Source organism: Bordetella ansorpii, assembly GCF_900078705.1.
GTDB lineage: Bacteria > Pseudomonadota > Gammaproteobacteria > Burkholderiales > Burkholderiaceae_B > Bordetella > Bordetella ansorpii_A.
The window spans coordinates 354,512-370,836 of sequence record NZ_FKIF01000002.1; the positions used below are offsets into that span (position 1 = coordinate 354,512).

13 protein-coding genes and 2 pseudogenes are annotated in these 16,325 nt (G+C 65.7%); 6 read left to right on the forward strand and 9 right to left on the reverse strand.

From position 1 onward, the window contains the following. Window positions 1–172: 172 nt before the first annotated feature. Window positions 173–898, forward strand: coding sequence for a ribonuclease activity regulator RraA (locus A6745_RS05290; protein WP_066124509.1), 726 nt, complete (start codon window positions 173–175; stop codon window positions 896–898). A 35-nt stretch (window positions 899–933) separates the two neighbouring features. On the opposite strand, the pseudogene A6745_RS29220 reads toward A6745_RS05290, so the two are convergent. The 4 genes and pseudogenes from A6745_RS29220 to dnaA form a co-directional block, all read right to left on the reverse strand. Next, window positions 934–1,336 (reverse strand): annotated as a pseudogene (locus A6745_RS29220) (hypothetical protein); the annotation flags it as partial. Between the two features lie 120 nt (window positions 1,337–1,456). Next, window positions 1,457–3,907 (reverse strand): DNA topoisomerase (ATP-hydrolyzing) subunit B, encoded by a 2,451-nt coding sequence (gene gyrB / locus A6745_RS05295; protein ID WP_066124511.1) that lies wholly within the window; start codon window positions 3,905–3,907, stop codon window positions 1,457–1,459. Between the two features lie 157 nt (window positions 3,908–4,064). Continuing rightward, complete coding sequence (gene dnaN, locus A6745_RS05300) at window positions 4,065–5,174, reverse strand: DNA polymerase III subunit beta (protein ID WP_066125776.1); 1,110 nt, start codon at window positions 5,172–5,174, stop codon at window positions 4,065–4,067. Window positions 5,175–5,176: 2 nt separating this feature from the next. Beyond that, on the reverse strand, window positions 5,177–6,637 hold the full coding sequence (dnaA, locus tag A6745_RS05305; RefSeq protein ID WP_066125778.1) for a chromosomal replication initiator protein DnaA: 1,461 nt from the start codon (window positions 6,635–6,637) through the stop codon (window positions 5,177–5,179). A gap of 489 nt (window positions 6,638–7,126) precedes the next feature. Here dnaA and rpmH point away from each other — a divergent pair, with 489 nt between their 5' ends. The 5 genes from rpmH to A6745_RS05330 all read left to right on the forward strand — a co-directional run bounded on the left by rpmH (window position 7,127) and on the right by A6745_RS05330 (window position 10,931). Further along, complete coding sequence (gene rpmH, locus A6745_RS05310; protein WP_003800771.1) at window positions 7,127–7,261, forward strand: 50S ribosomal protein L34; 135 nt, start codon at window positions 7,127–7,129, stop codon at window positions 7,259–7,261. A gap of 70 nt (window positions 7,262–7,331) precedes the next feature. Beyond that, window positions 7,332–7,706 (forward strand): ribonuclease P protein component, encoded by a 375-nt coding sequence (locus A6745_RS05315; protein ID WP_066124512.1) that lies wholly within the window; start codon window positions 7,332–7,334, stop codon window positions 7,704–7,706. Beyond that, window positions 7,703–7,975: a membrane protein insertion efficiency factor YidD gene (gene yidD, locus A6745_RS05320; RefSeq protein WP_066124515.1), complete on the forward strand. Its 273-nt coding sequence runs from the start codon at window positions 7,703–7,705 to the stop codon at window positions 7,973–7,975. Before A6745_RS05315 ends, yidD begins: the two co-directional genes overlap by 4 nt. Window positions 7,976–8,024: 49 nt before the next feature. After that, window positions 8,025–9,713, forward strand: a complete 1,689-nt coding sequence (yidC, locus tag A6745_RS05325) for a membrane protein insertase YidC (protein ID WP_066124517.1) — start codon at window positions 8,025–8,027, stop codon at window positions 9,711–9,713. A 231-nt stretch (window positions 9,714–9,944) separates the two neighbouring features. Next, window positions 9,945–10,931, forward strand: coding sequence for a Bug family tripartite tricarboxylate transporter substrate binding protein (locus A6745_RS05330; RefSeq protein WP_066124518.1), 987 nt, complete (start codon window positions 9,945–9,947; stop codon window positions 10,929–10,931). Between the two features lie 105 nt (window positions 10,932–11,036). On the opposite strand, the gene A6745_RS05335 is transcribed toward A6745_RS05330, so the two are convergent. From A6745_RS05335 to A6745_RS05355, 5 genes and pseudogenes are all read right to left on the reverse strand, one after another. Then, window positions 11,037–11,909: an ABC transporter permease gene (locus A6745_RS05335; protein WP_066124520.1), complete on the reverse strand. Its 873-nt coding sequence runs from the start codon at window positions 11,907–11,909 to the stop codon at window positions 11,037–11,039. 9 nt (window positions 11,910–11,918) lie between these two features. Beyond that, a complete protein-coding gene (locus A6745_RS05340; protein WP_407922717.1) occupies window positions 11,919–12,764 on the reverse strand; it encodes an ABC transporter ATP-binding protein in 846 nt (281 codons plus the stop codon). Further along, the gene (locus tag A6745_RS05345) at window positions 12,739–13,782 is read right to left on the reverse strand and encodes an ABC transporter substrate-binding protein (RefSeq protein ID WP_066124524.1); all 1,044 of its coding nucleotides are present in this window, start codon (window positions 13,780–13,782) and stop codon (window positions 12,739–12,741) included. Before A6745_RS05345 ends, A6745_RS05340 begins: the two co-directional genes overlap by 26 nt. A gap of 39 nt (window positions 13,783–13,821) precedes the next feature. After that, a complete protein-coding gene (locus A6745_RS05350) occupies window positions 13,822–14,739 on the reverse strand; it encodes a TauD/TfdA dioxygenase family protein (protein WP_066124526.1) in 918 nt (305 codons plus the stop codon). Between the two features lie 344 nt (window positions 14,740–15,083). Continuing rightward, window positions 15,084–16,291, reverse strand: a pseudogene (locus A6745_RS05355) (M20 aminoacylase family protein). Between the last annotated feature and the right edge of the window lie 34 nt (window positions 16,292–16,325).

The following is a 16,325-nucleotide window of genomic DNA, read 5'->3' on the forward strand; positions in this document are numbered from 1 at the left end:
CTCTTTCGCGGTCGAAAGCCCCCGCATTCCGGCCTGCCTGGCTTATCTGCAAAACACTGCAAATTCCGGCTGGCGTTTGGAGTTGTGATATTTGCCGTAGCGCGAATGTGATAGCGTCTTTCCCAAAGAATTTGCAGCCGTATTCCGTCATCAACGCATCAGGAGCATTTCCATGGGCCTGGCCCCCATTGAGCTGGATGAAGACATCGTGCGCGCGCTGTCCGGTGTAACCACCGCCACCTTGACCACCGTGCTGCTCAAGAAGGGCCTGCGCAATGTGTGGATGCGCGGCGCCAAGCCGATCCGCCCCGGCCAGCCACGCATCGTGGGGCGCGCCTTCACGCTGCGTTTCGTGCCTGCCCGTGAAGACCTGGCCACGCCGGCCTCATGGAGTTCCCTGATTTCCACCCGTTCCGCCATCGAGAATATTCCGCCGGGCTGCATCGTCGTGGTCGATGCCATGGGCCTGACCGATGCCGGCATCCTTGGGGATATCCTGTGCGCGCGCATGGCCAAGCGCGAGGTGCTGGGCCTGGTTACGGATGGCGCCGTGCGGGATATGGATGGAGTGCTGGATACGGATCTGCCGGTGTGGTGCGCGGGTGCCGCGGCGCCGCCGTCGGTCGCCAGCCTGACGTTCGTGGGATGGCAGGAGCCCATCGGCTGCGGTGGCGTGGCCGTCTATCCGGATGACGTCATCGTCGCGGACAACGATGGGGCGGTGCTGATTCCGTCGGCGTTGCTGGATGATGTCGTTGAAGCTGCCGTCGAGCAGGAGCGGCAGGAAGGCTGGATCATGCAGCAGGTGGCCGACGGGCATGCGCTGCCGGGGTTGTATCCGCCGAATGAAGAGAACAAGGCCAGATACGAGGCGTGGGTGAAGCAGCAGAAACGTTGATGAACGCCTGAATCCACACGGGCCGATCGATCGGCCAATTCGTATGACGTGCTGCGGCCGCCGGCCTCTGGGCGGCGCAACACTCCCAATGCCACCCGTTCGGTCAAATCCCGCAACGCGGTATCGGGCGGGCATTTGGTCAATGCCGCCCATTTACTGCTGGTCAGCTTTCCTTCAAAACCGTCCAGCAGCCGTGTCAGCACTTTGTGTTGCCGCGCGTTGAATGCCGCACCCGCCCAGCGGCGCCAGAATTGCGTTCGAGCCAGTACCTCGTCGACTTGAATATGTGCGTGCTGCACGGCGATGCAGCGTAGCCGGAAACCAGCTCAGCCATTCAGTGATATCCAGCTCGCCTTTTTGGGTGCGATCCAGAATGTCGTAATGATCTTTCCGTTCGCGCTGGATTTGTGCCGACAGGCGGTAGAAACGTTGCGGGCTTTTGAGGTGCTGTCAAACCCCGAGGAAATCCCAGGAAATCGGATCACCAACCGAATTATTCCAAGATCCAAAAAGAGGCTGCAACATGCAGCCCCTTGTCGGTAATCCTTGAAATCAGAACTACGCGTCGATATTCCCCGCCGACAAAGCATGCGCTTCAATAAACGCACGCCGGGGCTCAACATCATCCCCCATCAGCGTAGTGAACACCTCATCCGCCGCAATCGCATCCTCGATCTGCACACGCAGCAAACGACGCACCTTCGGATCCATGGTCGTCTCCCACAACTGCTCGGGATTCATCTCGCCCAGACCCTTATACCGCTGCTTGCTGATCCCACGCTCGGCCTCGCTGCGCAGCCACTGCATGGCCTCGCGGAAATCCGACACCGGCTGTTCCTTGCGCTTCTCACCCTCGCCGCGCACAACGACCGCGCCGCCACGGATCAACCCCAGGAACGTCTTGGCCGACTTGGCCAGCACCGCATAATCCGACCCACCGACGAAATCGCCATCGATCACGCTGACACGCACGTTGCCGTGGTGCATGCGCTTCACGACCAGACGATGCTTCTCGGTGGCTTCATCGAACTGCGCCTCGATCTCGACACCTGCGCCGAACTCGCTGCCCGCCAACGCACGCGTCAGCGCCTGCGCCGACTCCTGCGTACGCTCGGCGTTGTCCAGATTGATCTCGACCCCCTCGGCCAGCGCCGACAGCGCCGCCACGTCGAACACGCGCGACAGGCGGCTGATCACCGCATCGGCCAGCACGTACTGGCGAGCCAGTTCAGCCAGAGCCTCGCCTGAAATCGGATCCGCGCCGTCACCCGGCAGCAGCGCGGCATCCTTCAACGCCAGTTGCAGCATGTACTGCGCCTCTTCGACGTCATCCTTCAGATAACGCTCGTCGCGGCCGACCTTGACCTTGTACAGCGGCGGCTGGGCGATGTAGACGTAGCCGCGCGACACCAGTTCGGGCATCTGGCGGTACAGCAGCGTCAGCAGCAGCGTGCGGATGTGCGCGCCGTCGACGTCCGCGTCGGTCATGATGATCAGGCGGTGGTAGCGCAGCTTGTCGATGTTGAAATCGGGGCCGATGCTGGTGCCCAGCGCGGTGATCAGCGTGGCGATCTGTTCGCTGGCGATCAGGCGGTCGAAGCGCGCCTTCTCGACGTTCAGCACCTTGCCGCGCAGCGGCAGGATGGCCTGGAACTTGCGGTCGCGGCCTTGCTTGGCCGAGCCGCCTGCCGAGTCCCCCTCGACGATGTACAGCTCGCACAGCGCGGGGTCTTTCTCCTGGCAGTCGGCCAGCTTGCCGGGCAGGCCGGCGCCTTCCAGCACGCTCTTGCGGCGCGTCATCTCGCGCGCCTTGCGCGCGGCTTCGCGGGCGCGGGCGGCCTCGACGATCTTCGCGCACAGGGCCTTGGCGTCGTTGGGATGTTCGAGCAGCCAGGTTTCCAGCGAGCGGGCCACGGCGTCCTCGACGGCCGGACGCACTTCGCTGGAGACCAGCTTGTCCTTGGTCTGGCTGCTGAACTTGGGCTCGGGCACCTTCACGGACAGCACGCAGGCCAGGCCTTCGCGCATGTCGTCGCCGGAGGTCTCGACCTTGGCCTTCTTGGCCAGGTCGTTGTCGGTGATGTACTTGTTCAGCACGCGCGTCATCGCCGCGCGCAGGCCGGTCAGGTGCGAACCGCCGTCGCGCTGCGGGATGTTGTTGGTGAAGCACAGCACGCTTTCGCCGTAGCTGTCGTTCCACTGCATGGCGACTTCGACGCCCACGTGCACGCCGCCCGCCGCGGATTCGGCGGTGACCGCGAACACATTGGGGTGCAGCACGGTCTTGCTGCGGTTGATGTACTCGACGAAGCCCTTCACGCCGCCCGAGAACGCGAAGTTCTCTTCCTTGCCCTGGCGCTGGTCGACCAGGCGGATCTTGACGCCGTTGTTCAGGAACGAGAGCTCGCGCAGGCGCTTGGAGAGGATCTCGTAGTGATATTCGACGTTGGTGAAGATGACCGCGTCGGCCAGGAAGCGCACTTCGGTGCCGCGCAGGTCGGTCTTGCCCGTGACGCCCAGGGGCGCCACGCGCTCGCCGCGGCGGAACTCCATCTGGTGCACTTCGCCGTTGCGGCGGATGGTCAGGCGCAGCCACTCGGACAGGGCGTTCACGCAGGACACGCCCACGCCGTGCAGGCCGCCGGACACCTTGTACGAGTTCTGGTCGAACTTGCCGCCGGCGTGCAGTTCGGTCATCACGATCTCGGCGGCGCTGCGGCCGAACTCGTCGTCCTTGTGGACGTCGGTGGGAATGCCCCGGCCATTGTCGGTGACCGAGATGGAGTTGTCGGTATGGATGGTGACGACGATGTCGTCGCAATATCCGGCCAGGGCTTCGTCGATGGCGTTGTCGACGACCTCGAACACCATGTGATGCAGGCCGGTGCCATCGGACGTATCGCCGATGTACATGCCGGGGCGCTTGCGCACCGCCTCCAGGCCCTTGAGCATCTTGATCGAATCGGCGCCGTAGCCGCCGTTTTCAGGAGTGTTCTGTTGCTCAGACATATGGAATTCTTAGCCTTCAAAAAGGGCCCCGCTGCCGCATCCCGTGGTGTGCTCGAAGAGCATTGCCGGAATGCGGCCCGGCGGCAAAAGCGGCCTCACGGCCGGGCAGGCCGCCGCGGGCAACACGCCCGCCGACGGCCGCTGGGCGCATGCGCGATCAGATGCGCATGGGCATGACGACGTACTTGAACTGGTCGTCTTCAGGCAGGGTGATGAGCGCCGACGCGTTGGCGTCGGGCATCACGGACCACTGGATGTTTTCCGTCTTGACGTTGCCCAGCACGTCCAGCAGGTAGCCGACGTTGAAACCCACGTCGAGCGGTTCGTGGCCGTAGTCGATGTCGAGCTCTTCCTGTGCCTCTTCCTGCTCGGCGTTGGAGGAGGAGATCTTCATCTGGTTCTGCGCCAGCTGCAGTCGCACGCCCTTGAACTTGTCGGTGGTCAGGATGGCGGCGCGCTGCAGGCTGCCCTGCAGCAGTTCGCGCGACACGCTGAAATGACGCGTGTAGTTGGTCGGGATGACGCGCGTGAAGTCGGGGAACTTGCCCTCGACCAGCTTGGAGACCAGCTCGACGCCGCCGAAGCGGAAACGGATCTGGCCAGGCGCGACGTCCAGCGAGACAGGCTCGTCGGAGTCTTCCAGCAGGCGCTGCATTTCGAGAACCGTCTTGCGCGGCACGATGACTTCATGGCGCTCGGCGATACCGTCGGCGGCGGTGGCGCAGTGCGCCAGGCGGTGGCCGTCGGTGGCCACGGCGCGCACGTGGCCCGGTTCGAACACCAGCAGCATGCCGTTCAGGTAGTAGCGGATGTCCTGCTGGGCCATGGCGAAGTGCACCATGTTGAACAGGTGGCGCAGCATGCGTTGCGGCATGGTCAGCGAGACGTTCCACTGCTCGGGCTGGGCCACGGTGGGAAACTCGCTGGCGGCCAGCGTCTGCAGCGCGAAGCGGCTCTTGCCGGTCTGCACGGTGAGCTTGCTGTTGGCCAGCGACAGGCGCACGTCGTCGGAGGCGGGCAGCGCCTTCAGGATGTCCAGCAACTTGCGCGCGGCCACCGTGATGGACTCGTTCTCGGAACCCACGCCGAAATCCGCATGCGTCGTGATCTGCACTTCGAGGTCGGTGGCGATGAACGACACCTTGTTGCCCTCTTTGCGCATCAGGATGTTCGCCAGGATGGGCAGGGTGTGGCGTCTTTCGACGATACCCGCCACGGTCGACAGCGGTTTCAGCAATGCATCGCGTGTGGTTTGTACGAGTTGCATGTTCATCCTTTTAGAGTTTGTTCCAACACGTGCAGGGTATGGTTGAGTTCCGCTTGCTTGGCCCGGGCATCGGATATCTTGCGAACCGCGTGCAGCACCGTGGTGTGATCGCGGCCGCCGAAGAGATCACCGATTTCCGGCAGGCTTTTCTGGGTCAACTCCTTCGCCAGGTACATTGCAACCTGGCGCGGCAAGGCAATATTGGCGGGACGCCGTTTCGAATACATGTCGGCGACCTTGATCTTGTAGAAGTCGGCGACCGTCTTCTGGATGTTCTCGACCGTGATCTGGCCGTTGGACACGGACAGCAGGTCTTTCAGGGCGTCCTTGCAGACGTCGACCGTCAGCACGTCGCGGCCATGGAAGCGCGCGTAGGCCAGCACCTTGCGCAGCGCGCCTTCGAGCTCGCGCACGTTGCTGCGCAGGTGCTTGGCGATGAAGAAGGCGACTTCCTCAGGCATGGGCACGCCTTCGGACTCGGCCTTGCGCAGCAGGATCGCCACGCGCATCTCGAGTTCGGGCGGCTCGATGGCAACGGTGAGGCCGGAGTCGAAACGCGAGATCAGGCGGCTGTCGATGCCGGAGAGTTCCTTCGGATACGTATCGCTGGTGATGATGATCTGCTTGCGCTGGGCCACCATCGCCTCGAAGGCGTAGAAGAACTCTTCCTGCGTGCGGTTCTTGCCGGAGAAGAACTGGATATCGTCGATCAGCAGCAGGTCCAGCGAGTGGTAGTAGCGCTTGAAGTCGTCGAACGCCTTGCGCTGGTAGGCCTTCACCACGTCGGACACGTACTGGTCGGCATGCACGTAGCGCACGCGCACGCCGGTGCCCGCCGCCACCATGGCATTGCCGATGGAGTGGATGAGGTGGGTCTTGCCCAGGCCCACGCCCCCGTACAGAAACAGCGGGTTGTACGAGATGCCGGGGTTCTCGGCCACCTGCAACGCCGCCGCGCGGGCCAGCTGGTTGGCCTTGCCGGTGACGAAGTTGTCGAACGTGAGATCGGTGTTCAGGCGCGAACGTTCGTACACCAGGCTGGCCGCGTCGGTGGCCGCGCCGCCCGACATGGCGGCGGCCTGGCTGCCGACGCCGGTGGGCATGGGCGCAGGCGCGGTGGGCGCGGGCTCGTCCAGGTGCATCTGCTGCGTGGACGCAACAGGCGGGGGCGCCGAGTTCGGCGAGCGCGACGCCTGCGGGATACGCGGCGCGCTGCTGCTGCCGGGCAACTCGAACGTGACCTGCACCGGGCGTTCGAACCATTCGGTGGCGAGGGCTTCGATCTGCGTGGAGAAGTTCTTGCGAACCCAGTCGAGCTTGAAGCGATTGGGCGCGGCGACGCGCAGCACCGCGTTCGCCTCATCGAAGGCGAGCGGGACTAGCGGCCGGATCCAGGCGCTGATTTGTTGGGGGGGGAGTTCCTGCTCAAGACGACTGACGCAGGTCTGCCAGAATTCTTTCATGTCGCTCTTGTTCAAACCTCGATTCTACCGTGCCTGCGGGCAGGTTATCCACAGCCCGCGACCGTTACATCTCTGAGAGCGGCGGCTAACTGTTTGACAATGCGAAGGAAACTTGCTGAAATGGTGGGCTTTTCCGAATTCTACCTGTCGAAGACGGGGCAAAAGTGCGGAAGCAGGGCCGCAAGCAGGGCTTGAGAACCTCTGGGACAGGGCTTGAAACCCCATGGAACAGGGCTTTGAAACCTCTGGAACCGGCCCTGAGGAGTCGCAAGACTCCGGGGAACGTCTGCCTACGACGACATGTTGCCGAACAGGCCATGCCGATCACGCAGCCGGTCCCGCAAGTTCCTGGTCGCGGCGAAACCGCAACAGGGAAGCCCGCAGCCGCGGGCCAGGCCTGGCGGCACGCCGCCGGCCATACGGCAAGAAATACAACCAACCCGCAGCAAGTAACCCGGTCATTCGGCCTGTTCTTTCCTTGGAACGTCCATGAAACGCACCTACCAACCTTCCGTCACCCGTCGCAAGCGCACCCACGGCTTTCGCGTGCGCATGAAAACCCGCGGCGGCCGCGCCGTCCTGAACGCCCGCCGCGCCAAGGGCCGCAAGCGCCTGGCCGTCTGAGGCCCGGCGGTTTCGAGACCGCATCGCGCGCCCCCGGCGCACCCTGCGGTTCCGGCTGGACCTGCCGTTCATGACACGCGCCACGCTCCCTGCGGAGGCGCGACTGCATCGCCCCTCCGAGTACGCCGCCGCCTTGAAGGGCCGGCGCGCGGCCCGAGGGGCGTTTTTCATCATCAGCGCCATTCCCGCCGTTGCCACCACGGCGGGAGAGCCCGCCTGCGCGCGGCTCGGCATGGTGATCGCCAAACGCTTCGCGCCCCGCTCCGTCACCCGCAACGCCCTGAAGCGCGTCATCCGCGAAGCTTTCCGGGCCAGGCGGCTGACGTTGCCTGCGCACGACTACGTGGTCCGGCTGCAAAGCCGCGTCGCGCCGGTTTCACTGACCGAGCTCAAGCGCACGGCACGCGCTGAAGTAGACGCTCACTTCGAGCGTATCGCGCGATGATCAAGGCACTGCTGATCGCACCGATCCGGTTCTACCGGTTCTTCCTAAGCCCGTGGATCGGCCGGCAATGCCGTTTCACGCCGACCTGTTCCGCCTACGCCATCGAAGCCATCGAACGCCACGGCCCCTTGCGCGGTCTATGGCTGGCGGCCCGCCGTATCGGCCGCTGCCATCCCTGGTCGCCCGGGGGTCACGATCCGGTGCCGGATGCCGATGGCAATGGCGCGCCCTGCTGCTCGGGGCACCGCCACCGCACGGGAATGGATTGACGCTACACTGGTGGGCTTTGCTGGTCCGCCGCTTACTTCCTCAGGAACCATGGATATCCGACGCACCGTCCTCTGGATGATTTTCGCTTTCTCGCTGCTGCTGCTGTGGAACAACTGGCAGGTTCAGCACGGCAAGCAGTCGCTGTTTGGCCCGTCCACCCCGGCGGCCCAGACCCAAAACGCCAAGCCGGCCGAGCCCGCGCCCACCGCTTCGATCCCGAATGCGCCCGCGGCCAACACCGGTTCGTCCACGCCCAGCGCGCCGGGCAGCTCCGTGCCTGGCACGGGCACGCCGGTCAAGGCGGAAGAAGTGGTGGTCACGTCCGACGCCCTGCGCCTGACCTTCGACACCACCGGCGCCCAACTGATCCGCGCCGAACTGCTGAAGTTCACCGACGGCGACACGCAGCGCCCCACCGTGCTGCTGGATCGTTCGCCCAACCTGACCTACATCGCGCAGACCGGTGTGGTCGGCGCCGCCAACGGCGAAAGCTTCCCGACGCACCAGACGCCTTTCCGCCTGGTCTCGACCGAGCGCACGATGACCGGCGACAGCCTGCCCATCGTGTTCGAAGCCGAGTCCGGCGGCCTGAAGGTCACCAAGACCTTCACGCTGCATCGCGGCCGCTACGACGTCGACGTGCGCCACGACCTGTCGAACACGGGATCGGGTCCGGTCAAGCCCGCGCTGTACCTGCAGCTCGAACGTGACGGCAGCGACCCGGCCGGCACGTCCAGCTTCTATCACACGTTCACCGGCATGGCCGTGTACTCCGACCAGGAGCACTTCCAGAAGGTCACGTGGTCGGACATCCAGAAGAACAAGGGCGGCTACGTCAAGCAGGCCGACAACGGCTGGATCGCCGTGGTGCAGCACTACTTCGCCACCGCCTGGATTCCGCCGCAGGGCAAGGCCCGCAGCAACGAGGTGCTGCAGGTCCAGCCGAACCTGTATGCCGTGCGCACCGTGGAAGCGGTGGGCGAGGTCGCCCCGGGGTCGACGGCCACCGTCGACTCGCACCTGTGGGTCGGTCCGCAAGACCAGAAGGCCATGGCCGCGCTGGCGCCCGGCCTGGAAACCGTGGTCGACTACGGCTGGCTGACCATCATCGCCAAGCCGCTGTTCACCCTGATGACCTGGCTGCACAGCGTGCTGGGCAACTGGGGCTGGACCATCGTGGCCCTGACGGTCATCATCAAGGCCATCTTCTTCCCGCTGGCCGCCGCCAGCTACAAGTCGATGGCGCGCATGAAACGCGTGGCGCCCCGTCTGCAGGCCCTGAAAGAGAAGTACGGCGACGATCGCCAGAAGCTCAACCAGGCCATGATGGAGATGTACCGCACCGAGAAGATCAACCCGCTGGGCGGCTGCCTGCCCATGGTGGTGCAGATCCCGGTGTTCATCTCGCTCTACTGGGTGCTGCTGGCCAGCGTCGAAATGCGCGGCGCGCCGTGGATCCTGTGGGTGCATGACCTGTCGGTGCGCGATCCGTTCTTCATCCTGCCCGCCATCATGATGGGCACCATGTTCCTGCAGATCCGCCTGAACCCGACGCCGCCGGACCCCATCCAGGCCAAGGTCATGATGGTCATGCCGCTGGTGTTCGGCGGGATGATGTTCTTCTTCCCGGCCGGCCTGGTGCTGTACTGGTGCGTGAACAACACGCTTTCGATCGCGCAGCAGTGGACCATCACGAAGAAGATGGAAAAGGAAACGGCCGGCACGGCGAACAGCTGAGCGGGCCGACCGGGGCGGTGAAAGCCGCCTGACCGGCGTTTTCCGGGAAGGGCTGGATGCCACGATGCATCCAGCCCTTTTTCTATGCTTAAGAGCACGATCAGGCAGTGCGAACGCGCGCTCGCGGACACGCGGGCATACTTTTTCCTCGGTACCGATGAATAGTCAGAACACTGACACCGCCCCCCGCCTTCAGGCGCGGCGGCAACGGCCCACTAAGGAGGAGTATCCATGGCACAGCAGCAGACGCGCCGGCGCAGAGGCGTCCTGGCGATGATGGCATTCACGGTGTTGGGCGGCGCGCTGGCGGCGGGCGACGCCCAGGCGGCCTGGCCGGACAAGCCGATACGGGTGATCGTGCCCTACACGCCCGGCGGCGCGACGGACACGGCCACGCGGGTGGTGATGAACAGGCTGGGCGACCGCCTGAAGCAGACCATCATCGTGGAGAACCGGCCGGGCGCCAACAGCAATCTCGGCGCGGCCCAGGCGGCCAAGGCCGACCCGGACGGCTACACGTTCCTCAGCATCCTGCCGGCGTACGTGATCAACGCGCACCTGTACGAGCTGAACTACTCGCAGGACAACCTGGTGCCCGTGGTGCAGATGGCCGACCTGCCGCTGTTCCTGTTCGTCAACAAAGACCTGCCGGTGAAATCCCTGTCCGAACTGGTGTCTTATGCCCAGGCCAATCCCGACAAGTTGACCTATGCCTCCAGCGGCACCGGCTCCAGCGCGCACCTGACCGGCGCGGAGATGGCGCTGCGGGCCAAGCTGCAGATGACGCACGTGGCCTACAAGGGCAGCGCGCCGATCCTGGCCGACCTGCTGGCGGGCCGGGTCTCGATGGTGTTCGATCCCATCCTGGTGCCCATGCAGTACGTCAAGGAAGGACGCCTGCGCGCGCTGGCCTTCACGGGCAAGCAGCGCTGGCCCACCGAGCCCGATATTCCCACGATGGAACAGGCGGGCATGCCCGGCTTCGTGACCAGTTCCTGGGTGGGCCTGCTGGCGCCCAAGGGCACCGATCCGGCCATCATCGACCGCATGGCGCGCGAGATCAGCGCCATCGTGCAAGAGCCTGAGGTGCGCAAGACGTACCTGGATGCGGGCTTTCTGCCGGCTGGCGGGACGCCGGCCGCGTTCGGCGCGCTGATGAAGACGGATTCCGAACGCTACGGACGCGTCATCAAGGACGCGAAGATCACCGTGAACTGAACCATCACGCCGAAGGATGGCCCTGGCCGGGCACGCGCGGCCGGGCCTGCCACCCGTGCGCGCGCCGGGGCCGACGGAAGCCGGCCCGGCGGCATGCGGCCCGCCTCAACGCTGCATCCCCCAGCGGCGCACCGTGACGCGCTCGAGCAGTTCGAACACCAGGTTCTCCACCAGCAGGCCGATGATCACCACCGCCACCAGGCCGGCGAACACGCGGTCGGTATAAAGCTCGTTGCGGTTCTGGAAGATGTACCAGCCCAGGCCACCCTGGCCGCTGGACGCGCCGAACACCAGCTCGGCGGCGATCAGCGTGCGCCAGGCGAAGGCCCAGGCGATCTTCAGGCCGGACATGATGGCGGGCAGCGCCGCCGGCACCAGGATGGCCAGCACGTAGCGCAGGCCCGTCAGGCCGTAGTTGCGGCCGGCCATGCGCAGGGTCTCGGACACGCTCAGGAAGCCGCTGTACATGTTCACGGCCAGCGCCCACAGCACGGAATGGATCAGCACGAACACCAGGCTGCCCTGGCCCAGGCCGAACCACAGCATGGACAGCGGCAGCAGCGCGATGGCGGGCAGGGGGTTGAACATCGAGGTCAGCGTGGACAGCAGGTCGCGGCCGAAGCGCGTGGACACGGCCAGCGTGGTCAGCACGAAGGCCAGCACGATGCCGGCCAGGTAGCCCTTGAGCAGCACGCTCAGGGACAGCGCGGCGCGGCGGGTCAGTTCGCCGGTGGCGATGCCGTCGATGAAGGCGCGGCCCGTCTGCAGGGCGCCGGGCAACAGCAGGTCGTTGCCGGCATAGCGCGCGCCGGCTTCCCACACGATGGCCAGCAGCACCAGGATCAGCCCCTTGCGCACGAGGGCGTGGCGGAACAGGCGCTCGTGCCACGACAGGGGGACGGCGACGGAAATACCCTGCGGCAGCGGTTCGGGCTCGCGCACGAACTCGGGCCGCACCGAGGCGGTGGAGACGGACATGGAGACTCCTTACGCGGCGGCTTGCCGCGCGGGCTGGACGGCGTCGCCGGGCTCGTCGAACAGCAGGTCGTGGATGCGGCGCGACGCCGCCTGGAAGCCCGCGGAACCCGGGCTGCGCAGGTCGTACTGGTGCGCGTTCAGTTCGGCGCGCACGCGGCCGGGATGCGGCGACAGCAGCAGGATGCGGTTGCCCAGCACCAGCGCCTCGTCGATGGAATGGGTGACGAACAGCAGCGTGAAGGGCGAGCCTTCCCACAGCGCCGTCAGCTCTTCCTGCATGCGGCGGCGGGTCAGCGCATCCAGCGCGGCGAACGGTTCGTCCATCAGCAGCACGCGCGGCTGCATGGCCATGGCGCGGGCAATCGCCACGCGCTGCTTCATGCCGCCCGACAGCGTGTGCGGATAGGCATCGGCGAAGGCGGCCAGGCCGACCTTCTCCAGGTAATGCATGGCGCGCTCGTCGGCCTCGGCACGCGACAGGCGGCGCGCCGCGCGCAACGGAAAAGCCACGTTCTGGCGCACCGTCTTCCAGGGCGGCAGTTGGTCGAATTCCTGGAACACCACGACGCGGTCGGGGCCGGGGCCACGGATGCGCTTGCCGTCCAGCAGGAACTCGCCTTCGACCGGCTGCACGAAGCCGGCGGCGGCCTTCAGCAGCGTCGACTTGCCGCAACCCGACGGGCCCAGCAGGATGAAGCGGTCCCGCGGCAACACGTCGAAGCTGACCTGGTGCGTGGCGCGCACCAGGCGGTCGGGTGTCTTGTACTCGATGGTGACGCCGCGCGCGCTGAGCAACGGCGTGGGCAGATGGCTCGGGGCGGCGCTCATCTCAGCTGCCCTGCGCCGTGGCGGCATCGTCGAAGAAGTAGTCGCGCGCGCTGGCCGGCTTGTTCCTGATGGCGCCGACCCGATGCATGAACTCGGCCAGCGGGTAGGTGTTCTCGGGCGCCAGCTTGAACTGCACCTGCGGATTGGTGATGACCTTGACCAGCAGGGCGCGGTCGATCCTGGCCTGCGTGGCCTTGATGTAGATGTCGGCGGCCTGCTCGGGATGGGCGCGCACGAACTCGGCGGCCTCGGCCAGCGCGGCGAGGAAGGCGGCGTAGGTCTTGGGATTTTCCTTGCGGTACTTCTCGGTGGCGAACAGTACTGTCGACGAACTGGGACCGCCCAGCACGTCGTACGAATTCAGCACGATGTGCGCCTTGGGGTTCTCGGCCAGTTCCTGGTCCTGGAACGGCGGATTGGCGAAATGGCCGGTGATCTCGGTGCCGCCCGAGATGATGGCGGCGGCGGCATCGGGGTGCGGCAGCGCGAGGGTCAGGCGGTCCAGGCGGTTGAACTGCTCGGCGCCCCATTGCCTGGCGGCGGCCATCTGCAGCATGCGCGACTGCACCGACACGGTGACGGCGGGCACGGCGATGCGGTCCTTGTCGGTGAAATCGGCAATCGTCTTCACCGCGGGGTTGTTGCTGACCAGGTAGTAAGGAAAGTTGCCCAGCGAGGCCACGCCCCGCACGTTCTGGCGGCCATGGGTGCGGTCCCACAGCGTCAGCAGCGGGCCGACGCCGGCGCCGCCGATGTCGACCGCGCCGGACAGCAGCGCGTCGTTCACGGCCGCGCCGCCCGACAGCCTGGCCCATTCCACCTCGATGTCCATGCCGGCAGCCTTGCCGTGCTTCTCGATCAGTTGCTGGTCGCGGGTGACGTTCAGCAGCAGATAGACGACGCCGAATTGCTCGGCGATGCGGATGCGGCCTTCGGCCTGGGCCGGGGTGGGAGAAGCCAGCGCCAGCACCGCGATCAGCAGGGCCAGCACGGTGGCGGTCAGCACGCGCGTGAAGCGTTCGCTGGAGGTTTCGGCAGGGCGCATGAGAGAACGTCCGTAAAGCGTGAGAGATGCGGCGCGGCCTCAGAAAGGCGCGTCGCCTTCGATGGTGGTGCGGAACAGCTTGCGGCGCAGGTCGGGCGGACAACCGGCGGCCAGGTGGATCAGCGAACGGTTGTCCCAGAACAGCAGGTCGTGCGGCTGCCACTGGTGACGGTAGATGTGCTCGGGACGCACGGCATGCGCGTTCAGTTCGTCCAGGACCTGGCGGCTTTCGTCTTCGGGCAGGCCCTCGATGCGGGTCGTGAAGCCTTCGCTGACGAACAGCGCGCGTCGGCCGGTTTCGGGATGGGTGCGCACCACGGGATGCGACACTTCCTTCACCTGGGCGATCTGCTCGGCGCTGAGCGTGGGACGCCAGTTGCTTTGCCCGCGCAGGCGGTCGTAGCGGGCCAGGTACGAGTGGATGGCATTGCGGCCCTCGACCACTTTGCGCAGGTGCTCGGGCAGGGTCTTGTAGGCCAGTTCCATGTCGGCGAACAGGGTGTCGCCGCCTTCGGACGGCAGCTCTTGCGCGTGCAGCAGCGAGCCCAGCGCCGGCAATTCCTTGTACGAAATGTCAGAGTGCCACTCCTTGCCCGCGTCGCCCAGGCCGATGGGCCGGCCGTTCTCGACGATATTGGAGATGATCAGGATCTCGGGATGGCCCGCCAGGTGGAACTGGTGCAGCACGTGGATCATCAGCTTGCCGAAGCGGCGGCTGAAGTCGATGTGCTGCTGCGGGGTGATCCGCTGGTCGCGGAACACCACCACGTGATGGTCGAGGTGGGCGCGATGCACGCGGCCGAAGTCTTCGGCGTTCAGGTCGCGGCCCAGGTCGATGCCCACGATCTCGGCGCCAATGCCGTTGGCGAAAGGGCGAACCTCGAAGCGCTGCGGGGCGGCGGCCGATGGCGGCCCAGCCGGATCGGGGCGTTCGAGAATGGCGGGATTGGCGGACATCGTTTTGCTCCATCTGGCGGTCCGCTTGCGGGCCGGCCACGTTGCCGCGATATAGGCGGCGCTTATATGAGTCAGGAGCCTTGATTATGGAAACGCCGAAGCCTTACGCAAACGAATAAATCCGCCTTTCGACAGAGCTTCCAGTCATATGGGACGCATATGAAACCGGCCCATATGCTTATGGGGGAATGCCTGGGTCAAGAACGGATCGGCCGGGCTGCGCGCGCCTCGGAGGGCCCGCAGGGCGGCGCGACAATGCAGAACGCCGACCTCATCGGTCGGCGTTCGGTGTGCCAGGGCCACACGGCGGCATGCCGCCGCCGGCTACCGGGATCGGGATGCCATCAGGCCTGCTCGAAGAAGGCCTGCACCAGCTTCACCCAATATGTCGCGCCCACGGGCAGCAACGCATCGTTGAAGTCGTAGTTGGAATTGTGCAGCTGGCACGGGCCCATGCCGTGGTAGCTGGCCAGGCGGTGATCGCCTTCGCCGTTGCCCAGGAACAGGTAGCAGCCGGGCTTGGCTTCCAGGAAGAAAGAGAAGTCCTCGGCGCCCATGAAGGCCGGGATGGTCATGTCGACGGCCTCGTCGCCGAAGGTATCGCGCGCGACCTGCGCGGCGAAGGCGGTTTCCTTTTCCCAGTTGACCAGCGGCGGGTAGGCGCGCACGAAGCGCAGCTCGCCCGTGCCGCCGTAGACCTGCGGCAGCGTGGTGGCGATGCGCCGCATGTCTTGCTCGATCTTGTCCAGGGCCTCGGTGGTGTAGGTGCGCACCGTGCCGCGCAGCACGGCCTCGTTGGGAATGACGTTGTAGGCGTCGCCCGCATGGACCTGCGTGATGGACAGCACCGCCGAATCCAGGGGATCGCGGCTGCGCGAGATGACGGTCTGCAGCGCGTGCACCATGTCGGCCGCCACCACGATGGGATCGACCGCACGGTGCGGCTGCGCGGCATGGCCGCCGACGCCCTTGATCACGATGTCCCAGCGGTTGCTGGAAGCCATGGCCGGACCGGTGCGGAAACCGAACTGGTTGGTCGGCATGCCCGGCATGTTGTGCATGCCGAAGATGGCGTCACAGGGGAATTTCTCGAACAGTCCGTCCTGCATCATGGCGCGCGCGCGCCGGCGTTGCCGCCTTCTTCCGCGGGCTGGAAGATGAAGTTGACGGTGCCGTCGAAATCGCGGTGCTTCGCCAGGTATTGCACCGCGCCCATCAGCATGGCGGTGTGGCCGTCGTGGCCGCAGCCGTGCATGCGGCCGGGAATGGTGGAAGCATGCTCGAAGCGGTTCAGCTCGGGCATGGGCAGCGCGTCCATGTCGGCGCGCAGGCTGACGGCGCGTTTCGAGTTGCCGCCGGTGCCGCGCAGCACGCCCACCACGCCGGTCTTGCCCAGGCCGGTGTGCACTTCCAGGCCCAGGTCGCGCAGGCGTTGCGCCACCAGGCCGGACGTGCGGGTCTCTTCGAAAGCCAGTTCGGGATGGGCGTGGATATCGCGGCGCAGGGCGGTCAGTTCGGCATGCGCGCGTTCGATTTCGTCGATGGTCTTCATGGGAAATCCCCTTGGTAAAGCGCCGGCCCGACAG

Bases quoted from the DNA above. Each gene is read 5' to 3' on its own strand.
- A6745_RS05290 (WP_066124509.1), top strand. From the start codon at position 173: ATGGGCCTGGCCCCCATTGAGCTGGATGAAGACATCGTGCGCGCGCTG.
- gyrB (WP_066124511.1), bottom strand. From the start codon at position 3,907: ATGTCTGAGCAACAGAACACTCCTGAAAACGGCGGCTACGGCGCCGAT.
- dnaN (WP_066125776.1), bottom strand. From the start codon at position 5,174: ATGCAACTCGTACAAACCACACGCGATGCATTGCTGAAACCGCTGTCG.
- dnaA (WP_066125778.1), bottom strand. From the start codon at position 6,637: ATGAAAGAATTCTGGCAGACCTGCGTCAGTCGTCTTGAGCAGGAACTC.
- rpmH (WP_003800771.1), top strand. From the start codon at position 7,127: ATGAAACGCACCTACCAACCTTCCGTCACCCGTCGCAAGCGCACCCAC.
- A6745_RS05315 (WP_066124512.1), top strand. From the start codon at position 7,332: ATGACACGCGCCACGCTCCCTGCGGAGGCGCGACTGCATCGCCCCTCC.
- yidD (WP_066124515.1), top strand. From the start codon at position 7,703: ATGATCAAGGCACTGCTGATCGCACCGATCCGGTTCTACCGGTTCTTC.
- yidC (WP_066124517.1), top strand. From the start codon at position 8,025: ATGGATATCCGACGCACCGTCCTCTGGATGATTTTCGCTTTCTCGCTG.
- A6745_RS05330 (WP_066124518.1), top strand. From the start codon at position 9,945: ATGGCACAGCAGCAGACGCGCCGGCGCAGAGGCGTCCTGGCGATGATG.
- A6745_RS05335 (WP_066124520.1), bottom strand. From the start codon at position 11,909: ATGTCCGTCTCCACCGCCTCGGTGCGGCCCGAGTTCGTGCGCGAGCCC.
- A6745_RS05340 (WP_407922717.1), bottom strand. From the start codon at position 12,764: ATGCCGCCACGGCGCAGGGCAGCTGAGATGAGCGCCGCCCCGAGCCAT.
- A6745_RS05345 (WP_066124524.1), bottom strand. From the start codon at position 13,782: ATGCGCCCTGCCGAAACCTCCAGCGAACGCTTCACGCGCGTGCTGACC.
- A6745_RS05350 (WP_066124526.1), bottom strand. From the start codon at position 14,739: ATGTCCGCCAATCCCGCCATTCTCGAACGCCCCGATCCGGCTGGGCCG.